At 59.7% G+C, this 8,633-nt stretch carries 6 protein-coding genes; 2 read left to right on the top strand and 4 right to left on the bottom strand.

Going from position 1 to position 8,633, the window contains the following annotated elements; genetic code table 11:
- From exaC to ACQKP2_RS30700, 4 genes are all read right to left on the bottom strand, one after another.
- On the bottom strand, positions 1 to 1,475 hold a 1,475-nt coding region (exaC, locus tag ACQKP2_RS30685), incomplete at its 3' end, for an acetaldehyde dehydrogenase ExaC (protein WP_427582067.1).
- Positions 1,476 to 1,550: 75 nt separating this feature from the next.
- A complete protein-coding gene (phnX, locus tag ACQKP2_RS30690) occupies positions 1,551 to 2,378 on the bottom strand; it encodes a phosphonoacetaldehyde hydrolase (protein ID WP_427582068.1) in 828 nt (275 codons plus the stop codon).
- A 39-nt stretch (positions 2,379 to 2,417) separates the two neighbouring features.
- Complete coding sequence (locus ACQKP2_RS30695) at positions 2,418 to 3,761, bottom strand: MFS transporter (RefSeq protein ID WP_427582069.1); 1,344 nt, start codon at positions 3,759 to 3,761, stop codon at positions 2,418 to 2,420.
- Between the two features lie 274 nt (positions 3,762 to 4,035).
- On the bottom strand, positions 4,036 to 5,202 hold the full coding sequence (locus tag ACQKP2_RS30700; protein WP_427582070.1) for a 2-aminoethylphosphonate--pyruvate transaminase: 1,167 nt from the start codon (positions 5,200 to 5,202) through the stop codon (positions 4,036 to 4,038).
- A gap of 343 nt (positions 5,203 to 5,545) precedes the next feature.
- On the opposite strand from ACQKP2_RS30700, the gene ACQKP2_RS30705 reads away from it, so the two are divergent.
- Both ACQKP2_RS30705 and ACQKP2_RS30710 read left to right on the top strand, forming a co-directional pair.
- The gene (locus tag ACQKP2_RS30705) at positions 5,546 to 6,136 is read left to right on the top strand and encodes a TetR/AcrR family transcriptional regulator (protein WP_427582071.1); all 591 of its coding nucleotides are present in this window, start codon (positions 5,546 to 5,548) and stop codon (positions 6,134 to 6,136) included.
- A gap of 218 nt (positions 6,137 to 6,354) precedes the next feature.
- A complete protein-coding gene (locus ACQKP2_RS30710) occupies positions 6,355 to 8,331 on the top strand; it encodes an alkyl/aryl-sulfatase (RefSeq protein ID WP_427582072.1) in 1,977 nt (658 codons plus the stop codon).
- Positions 8,332 to 8,633: the final 302 nt, after the last annotated feature.

Consider the following 8,633-nt stretch of genomic DNA (forward strand, 5'->3'; position numbering starts at 1 on the left):
TTGGTCTGCTGGTAGTGGTCGAGCATCATCTTGTGGGTTTCACGGCCGACGCCGGACTTTTTGTACCCGCCGAACGCGGCGTGCGCCGGGTACAGGTGGTAGCAGTTGGTCCACACACGACCGGCCTTGATGGCGCGGCCCATGCGATAGGCGCGGTTGATGTCGCGGGTCCACAGGCCGGCACCGAGGCCGAACTCGGTGTCGTTGGCGATGGCCAGAGCTTCGGCTTCATCCTTGAAGGTGGTGATGCTCACCACCGGGCCGAAGATTTCTTCCTGGAACACGCGCATCTTGTTGGTGCCCTTGAGCAAGGTCGGCTGGATGTAATAGCCGCTCGCCAGGTTGCCCTCGAGTTTTTCCACCTTGCCGCCGGTCAGCAGTTCGGCGCCTTCGCCCTTGGCGATTTCCAGGTACGAGAGAATCTTGTCGAATTGCTGCTCGGACGCCTGGGCGCCGACCATGGTGTCGGTGTCCAGCGGGTCGCCACGTTTGATTTGCAGGACCTTCTTCATCACCACTTGCATGAATTCGTCGTAGATCGACTCCTGCACCAGTGCGCGGGATGGGCAGGTGCACACCTCGCCCTGGTTGAAGAACGCCAGCACCAGGCCTTCGGCGGCTTTCTCGATGAAGGACGGCTCGGCCTTCATGATGTCTTCGAAGAAGATGTTCGGCGATTTGCCACCCAGCTCCACGGTGGACGGAATGATGTTCTCGGCCGCGCATTTCATGATGTGCGAGCCGACCGGGGTCGAGCCGGTGAAGGCGATTTTGGCGATGCGCTTGCTGGTGGCCAGGGCTTCGCCGGCTTCCTTGCCGAAACCTTGCACGATGTTCAGCACGCCGGGTGGCAGCAGGTCGCCAATCAGCTCGACCAGCACGGTAATGCCCAGCGGCGTTTGCTCGGCCGGCTTGAGCACCACGCAGTTACCGGCCGCCAGCGCCGGGGCGAGTTTCCAGGCGGCCATCAGGATCGGGAAGTTCCACGGGATGATCTGCCCGACCACGCCCAGCGGTTCGTGGATGTGGTAGGCCACGGTGTTGCCGTCGATTTCGGCAGCGCTGCCTTCCTGGGCGCGCAGGCAACCGGCGAAGTAGCGGAAATGGTCGGCGGCCAGCGGGATATCGGCGTTGAGGGTTTCACGCACGGCTTTGCCGTTGTCCCAGGACTCGGTGATCGCCAGGGTTTCCAGGTTCTGTTCGATGCGGTCGGCGATTTTCAGCAGGATCAGCGAGCGCGCCTGGACGGAGGTGGCGCCCCAGGCATCGGCTGCGGCGTGGGCAGCGTCCAGGGCCTTGTCGATGTCTTCGGCCGTGGAACGGGGGAATTCGGCAATCGGCTGGCCATTCACCGGCGAGGTAGCGGTGAAGTACTGACCTTTGACAGGCGCGACAAACTCGCCGCCGATGTAGTTACCGTACTTGGCTTTGAAGTAGACGATGGCACCTGGCGTGCCTGGGTGAGCGTATTTCATGGTGGCGTTCTCTTGTCGGTTTGGGTTGTGACCGCCCGCAGGACGGTCACTGTCAGTTGCATGAACGGCTCGGGATCAGGAGCCCTGAGGCGTCTCTCCACGCGCCAGTCGCGCATTGATGTCTTCGATAACAGCCGGCAACTCGACAATGGTGTCGATCAGGTAGTGAGGGCGAGAGCCTTCGAACATTCCGATGATGCGTGCACGTTCAGCGGCCAGTTTGTCCGAGGGCAAGTCCTTGTACTGGTCATAGGTCAGGCCCAGTGCGTTGCCGGAGCAAGTCAATGCAACCGTCCACATGCCCGCGCTGCGGCCTTCGAGGATGCCCGGCCAGGTGTCGTCGACCTTGACGCAGGCGGCGACGTCGCTGATGCCCAGGGCAATCACGTTGGCCAGGGCCTGGGCAGGATGCGGGCGGCCGTTGGGGACTTCATCGGTGGCCACTACGTGGTCGGTGACGTAGCCATTGCGGCGGGCCAACTCGACCACTTTCTCCATGACGACCGCCGGATAGCCGGAGCACGAGCCGATTTTCAGGCCCTTGTCGCGCAGGCTGTCGATGGTTTGCAGTGCGCCGGGAATCAACGCCGAATGCAGCGCGATCTTTTCGATCTGCAACGGCATGAAGCGCTCATACAGGGCGGTGACATCGTCATCGGTCGGCAGGCGGCCGAAGACGGCATGGTAGCGATCGGCAATCTGAGGCTCGTTGCACAGCGTGCGGATGTGATCCCACTTGCCCATGCCCATCGGTCCGCGAGCTTCCGCCAGGGAGACGGCAACGCCGAACTCCGCGAAGGCTTCGACGAAGATTTGCGTCGGTGCAAAGGAACCGAAGTCAACGACGGTACCCGCCCAGTCGAGAACCACGGCTTGCAGTTGGGTCGGTTGTTTGTAGTGCATGGTGAATGCTCCAGTGATGGTCTGGTTGGGAGTTCGGATTCAGGAGGCGTTGGTGGCGCCGACCGCTTGCACCGGGGTCGAGACCGGCCGCTGGTTTTCCACTGTTTTCGGGCGGCTGTTCCAGAAAGGCACCAGCATCAGGCTGGCCAGCAGTGCAGTACCGGTGAAGACCAGGAACACGGTGATGGTGTCGAAGTAACCCGGCAGCAAGCCGCCCAGGACCGCACCGACCGAACCGCAGCCGTTGACAAAACCTGCGGCGGAGGCAGCGCCATCCTTGCTGCCGAAGTCGATGGCAGCCGAGCCGCTGATCATCGAGTCCGGCCCGTACAGTGTCAGGCCCATCATGAACAGCAGGCCCACCACCATGTACAGACTGCCGCTCTGCATGGCAGGAACAAACAGCCCCAGGCAGACAGCGAGGACAACCAGGGTGAGGACGCAGGCCGGGATGCGACGGGCGCCGAAATACTTGTCCGAGGCGATACCGATCAGGATCGGACCGATCAGCCCCGCCAGTTCGAAGGATGTCGGGACGATGGCGGAAGCGACCTTGCCAATCTCGGGCATGCGCTCGTAGATGATCACCGGCCCCCACAGCAGGATGGCGTAACGCGCAGGCTTGAGCATGAAATACGCAAGGCCGAGCACCATCACGGTCCGATTTTTCATCACGGTGCGCAAGCCGGCCCATACGCTTTCGCGGGGAACCGCGGCATGGCTGACGGGCTCGATCTCGATTTCCACGGGTGGCAGTCCCACGTCCTCCGGGCGGTTGCGTTGCAGGACAAAGAACAGCACCGCGACCACCAGCACCACCGCGGCACTGCTGATGAATGCCAGGCGCCAGTCGTGGTAGGTGTCATAGGCCCACCAACCGGCAAAAGGCGTAGCCACCAGACCGCCAAAGGCATAACTGGTGCTCCAGTAACCCAGAACACGGCCACGCTCTCCGGTCGAGAAGAAGCTGCCGACGTTCTTGCACAGCCCCGACCATCCGGTGGACTGGGCAAGCCCCTGCACCAACATGCAGGAGACGAAAATCGGCAAGGTTGCAAAGGTCCCCATGGCGAGCGCCGCCACGGCCGAAATGACCAGGCCGCCGAGTACCACGACCCTTGGGCCGAAGCGGTCGGAGAAGTTGCCCCACAGGAACTGGCCCACGGCATAAGCGGTCAGGTAGAGGGCATCGAGATTGGCCATCATGGCCTTCTCGAGCGTGAAGTTGGGGTCTTCGCCAATGCCAAGCTTGGCGACGGAGAAAGCCTTCCGGGTGAAGTAGAAGGCGGCATAGGCCAGCCAGGTAATCAGGAAAATCTGCACGCGCCAACGCTGGAGGGATTTCCAGCCGGTTGCGAGAGGACTTGTGGTGTTCTTTGTCATGGTGTTCTGATCCCGTTTGAGGTGCCAGACAGCGCAAATTAGGTCGGTATTTGTTTTTGTTTTCGGTGCACGAGCCCGTCCGGACGCACGACATCGATCAGATGTCCGTGGGAACGGCAAAAGGCTTCAGGTATCAACTTGTCGCGATCGCTGACGTCTGCCCGGCGCGGCCGAGCGATGAGTCAACGAGTCCATGATTAAAAAAAGGTCTCTGCCCAGAGGCGCCACCCATTGCACCTCTGCTCGAATTGACGGGGACCTTGAAAGGGGGCGATCAGCTGGCCGGTTTTGGCATGTTCACACCCATGGCCAGGAGGCTGTCGGCAATGGCGCGCAGCAGCTGGTGGACGACGTATTGGTCGATCTGTCCGATGCAGCCGATGCGGAAGCTTTCGGCCTGGGTCAACTTGCCCGGGTAGATGATGAATTGGCGAGCCTTGAGCTCTTCATAGAAACGCGTGAACTGGAAGTCCGGATGCTCGGGGCAGAAAAATGTGGTGATGATCGGCGACAGCCAGCAGTCTTCCAGCAGGGTGCGGAATCCCAGCTCACGCATGCCGCTGACCAGCACGTCGCGGTTGTGCGTGTAGCGCGCCAGGCGCCCTTGCACGCCGCCTTCGTTCGCGTGCTGCTCGAGGGCCTTGTGAAAAGCCACCACACTGTGGGTCGGCGGAGTGAAACGCCATTGGCCGGTGCGTTCCATGTAGAGCCACTGCTCGTAGAGGTCGAGGGACAACGAATTGGCGCGCCCCTTGGCCGCTTCCAGGACCGAACGGCGGATAATCACGAAGCCGAAGCCAGGGATACCTTCGATGCACTTGTTGGCCGAGGACACCAGCACGTCGAAGGCGATCTCATCGACGGTCACCGGCACGGCGCCGAAGGTGCTCATGGCGTCGATGATCAGGCGCTTGCCGTGGGCTTTGACCACATCGGCGATGGCGCGCAGCGGGTTGAGGATGCCGGAGCTGGTTTCGCAATGGACCACAAACACATGGGTCACATCCGGATTGGCCTTGAGCAGTGCGTCGACTTCTTCCGGCTGCGGCGGCAGGTAATCGCCCTTGTCCAGCGTGATATAGGCGCGAGCAAGGTATTCCAGGGTTTTGGTGGCTCGCTGGCCGTAGGCGCCGTTCATCAACACCAGGGCCTTGCCGTCACGGGGGATGGCAGTGGCGAGCGCCGCCTCCACCGAGTAGCTGCCGCTGCCTTGCAGCGGTACGCAGGCAAAGCTGTCGTCTTGCACACCGGCCATGCTTAGCAGATGCTGGCGCACCTCGGCAGTGACGCGGTTGAAGGCACCGTCCCATGAACCCCAGTCGCGGAGCATGGCCTCCTTGGTGGCTTTCGAGGTCGTCAACGGCCCCGGCGTCAACAGGTAGGGCTCGCCCAAGGCTGGCGTGGCCAGCGGCTGGGGAGTCGGAAATTCGGCTTTGGTCATGATCTTCTCCGGCAGTTTTGTTTTTGTGGGGAGTGATGCACAGAGCGATAAAAACATTTGTGACAAAATAAATAAAATCGATTTATCACATGTCATAAATAAGTTTAACTTATGTGATATTCGACGATTAGCTGCCCGATTTCCACTGAACTGCGTGCAGAGGTTGAACAGCCCTCGGATCACCAGACAAGCATTAAATCCGACGTTATCTTCAATGCCCGGCCAAATATTCTTTCATCGTTAGAACCGTTCTTTCGATCTACATCAACCCGACACACTGCCCTCTAAAATCCCCCCGGCAATCTTTATTCCGACTGTTATTCAAGCCTCACAGGTTCACCCCATGAACATGACTGAAATCAGTATCCGTAATGCGGCAATCAAGTTGATCTCGCGCGTCGGATATGACGCCATGAGCCTGCGGCAGTTGGCCAAAGAGGCGAACATTAATTCCTCGACTTTGTATATTTACTACAAGGGCAAACAAGAGTTGTTGATGACGCTGGTACTGGAGTATTTCGAACGACTTTCGGATGCCTGGGACCTGCAGGCACCGGTTGATGCCAATGCCTCATCGAAGCTCAAGGCTTTCGTGGCCTTTCATGTAAACCACCATCTCGCCAATAAGGACGAAGCGGTTTTAGGCAACATGGAACTGCGCAGTCTGGATACTGAGCATTTGGCCCTGGTTCGAAAAGCCCGCCGCGCTTACTTGGGCAAAGTTCAAAAAATTATCGATCAGGGTGTTGCACAAGGACAGTTCCGGTGTGACGAATGCAAGTTAATGTCACGCATCATTTTCGGCATGTTGACCCAGGCATGTGCCTGGTATCGGGATGACGGTCCCATGGGCCTGAATGAGGTGACTGTTTGCTACACACAGCTTGTATTGAGAATGCTGGGGGCAACTCACTCCAGCCATGGGCGGACGTGACCCTTGCCTTGCTTGTATGCCCCTGCATTGCATTGAAATGCTTCTGGACTTGATCATTCGCTATCCGCTTTCTGCTCTGACCCACAGGTTCCCTGCCCTGCTCCGTTGCCTGCACAGTTATTGACCCCTCAAGCCATGCTCCCGCCGCCAGGCAATACCTATCCTGAGTCGCTGCGCTGAATTCGCTCTCTCTAAAAATAATGTTTCCGGAGTCTTTCATGCATTTCCCCGCCAAACCGACTCAATGGCTTTGCCTGCTTGCCGCCATCAGTACGCCGTACCTGTACGCCGCCGAGCCGGCGGTCAGCAAACCCGCCAGCGCCATCACCGTGGCGAAGAACGCCGACGTATTGAAGAGCCTTCCCTTCAGCGACCGTACCGACTTTGAATCCGTCAGTCGTGGCCTGATTGCACCCTTTACCGGTCAGATCAAGAACGCCGCCGGTGAAGTGGTCTGGGACATCGACGCCTACAAATTCCTCGACAAGGACAAGCCGGCCGACACCGTCAATCCGAGCCTGTGGCGCCTGGCACAACTGAACGTGCATGCCGGTCTGTTTGAAGTGGCACCCAGGATCTTCCAGTTGCGCGGCATGGATGTGTCGAACATGACCATTATCGAGGGCGACGATGGCCTGTTCATCATCGACCCGTTGACGGTCTCCGAAACCGCCCATGCAGCCCTTGAGCTGTATTACCAGCACCGCCCCAGGAAACCGGTGGTGGCGATCGCCTACAGTCATAGCCATGCGGACCATTTCGGTGGCGTGCGCGGTGTGGTCGACGAGGCTGACGTCAAGGCCGGAAAGGTCAAAATCTATGCCCCGGCCGGGTTCATGGAACACGTAGTGAGTGAAAACGTGTTTGCCGGAACGGCCATGAACCGCCGCGCCCAGTACCAGTTCGGTTCCCTGCTGCCACGCAACGAGCAAGGCCAGCTTGAAGCCGGTATGGGCAAGACCGCCCCCACACACGGCACGGTGACGATCATCGCCCCGACCGACCTGATCAGCCAGACCTACGAAACACACAAGGTCGCGGGTCTCGATGTGGAGTTCCAGTTGACGCCCGGGACCGAGGCACCGGCCGAGATGAACTTCTTCCTGCCGCAACTGCGTGCCGTGTGCATGTCTGAAAATACCACCCAGATGATGCACAACATCCTCACCCCGCGTGGGGCTCTGGTGCGCGATGCCAAGGCCTGGAGCGAATACATCGACGCCAGCCTGGAACGCTATGGCGACAAGGTCGACGTCATGTTTGTCTCGCACAATTGGCCGACCTGGGGCGCCGAACGCATTCGCACGATGCTTGCCGACCAGCGCGACATGTATGCGTTCCTGAACGATCGCACCCTGCACCTGATCAATCAGGGCAAGACCCCGACCGAAGTCGCGCAGAACATGCAAAAACTGCCCGGCAACCTGGAGCAGAAATGGTACACACGGGGTTACTACGGCTCCCTGAGCCACAACTCCCGCGCCGTATACCAGCGTTACCTGGGCTTCTACGACGGCAACCCGGCCAACCTCGATCCGCTGCCGCCGGTGGAAGCCGGCCAGCATTTCGTCGAGGCGCTGGGTGGTGTCGATACCGCGATCAAACTCATGCAGGCAGCCATCGAAAAAGGTGACTACCGCTGGGCCGCGCAATTGGGTAACAACCTCGTTTTCGCCGCGCCCGACAATAAACAGGCGCGCGAGCTGCAAGCCGATGCGCTGGAGCAGTTGGGTTACCAGGCCGAGAATGCCTTGTGGCGCAACATCTACCTGACCGGTGCCATGGAACTGCGCAATGGTGTGCCTCAGTACGAGGGCAGCAAGGCCAAGCCCGACCTGGTCAAGGCCATGACCCCGAAAATGTTCTTCGACTTCCTCGCCGTGCGTCTGGACAGCGAAAAAGCCGTTGGCCATGACATGGTCTTGAACTGGGTCTTCAATGACCTCAAGCAACCCTATGCCCTGACCGTGCGCAATGGCGTGCTCACCCATCGCGACGGCAAGCTGAACGATCAGGCTGCCGTCACGGTGTCGCTGGACAAGTCCACGCTGGACAGGATCAGCCTGCGCGAGCTGGATTTCCCGACCGCGATCAAACAAGGTGCCATCAAGCTTGAAGGTGACGGCAAGAAGCTCGGAGAATTCCTCTCCCTGCTCGACAGCTTCTCCGGGCAGTTCAACATCGTCACCCCCTGACCGACCACGTTGCAGGCGCGAGCAGGCTCGCCATGTAGGAGCGAGCATGCTCGCGAAAAACTGCCAGGCACCGCGGGGTGTCAGCATGCCGGCGTCATCGTTGGCGTCCATCGCGAGCGTGCTCGCTCCTACAGGAAAATAAGCAAAAAATCCGGCCGGATGGTTAGCCTCTAACTGTAGGAGCGAGCATGCTCGCGAAAAACTGCCAGGCACCGCGGGGTGTCAGGCGGCCAGCGTCATCGTTGGCGTCCATCGCGAGCTTGCTCGCTCCTACAGGAAAAAAAGCAAAAAATCCGGCCGGA

The organism is Pseudomonas sp. NPDC089569 (genome assembly GCF_050280625.1).
In the GTDB taxonomy this organism is placed as follows: domain Bacteria; phylum Pseudomonadota; class Gammaproteobacteria; order Pseudomonadales; family Pseudomonadaceae; genus Aquipseudomonas.

Bases quoted from the DNA above. Each gene is read 5' to 3' on its own strand.
- phnX (WP_427582068.1), bottom strand. From the start codon at position 2,378: ATGCACTACAAACAACCGACCCAACTGCAAGCCGTGGTTCTCGACTGG.
- ACQKP2_RS30705 (WP_427582071.1), top strand. From the start codon at position 5,546: ATGAACATGACTGAAATCAGTATCCGTAATGCGGCAATCAAGTTGATC.
- ACQKP2_RS30710 (WP_427582072.1), top strand. From the start codon at position 6,355: ATGCATTTCCCCGCCAAACCGACTCAATGGCTTTGCCTGCTTGCCGCC.
- ACQKP2_RS30700 (WP_427582070.1), bottom strand. From the start codon at position 5,202: ATGACCAAAGCCGAATTTCCGACTCCCCAGCCGCTGGCCACGCCAGCC.
- ACQKP2_RS30695 (WP_427582069.1), bottom strand. From the start codon at position 3,761: ATGACAAAGAACACCACAAGTCCTCTCGCAACCGGCTGGAAATCCCTC.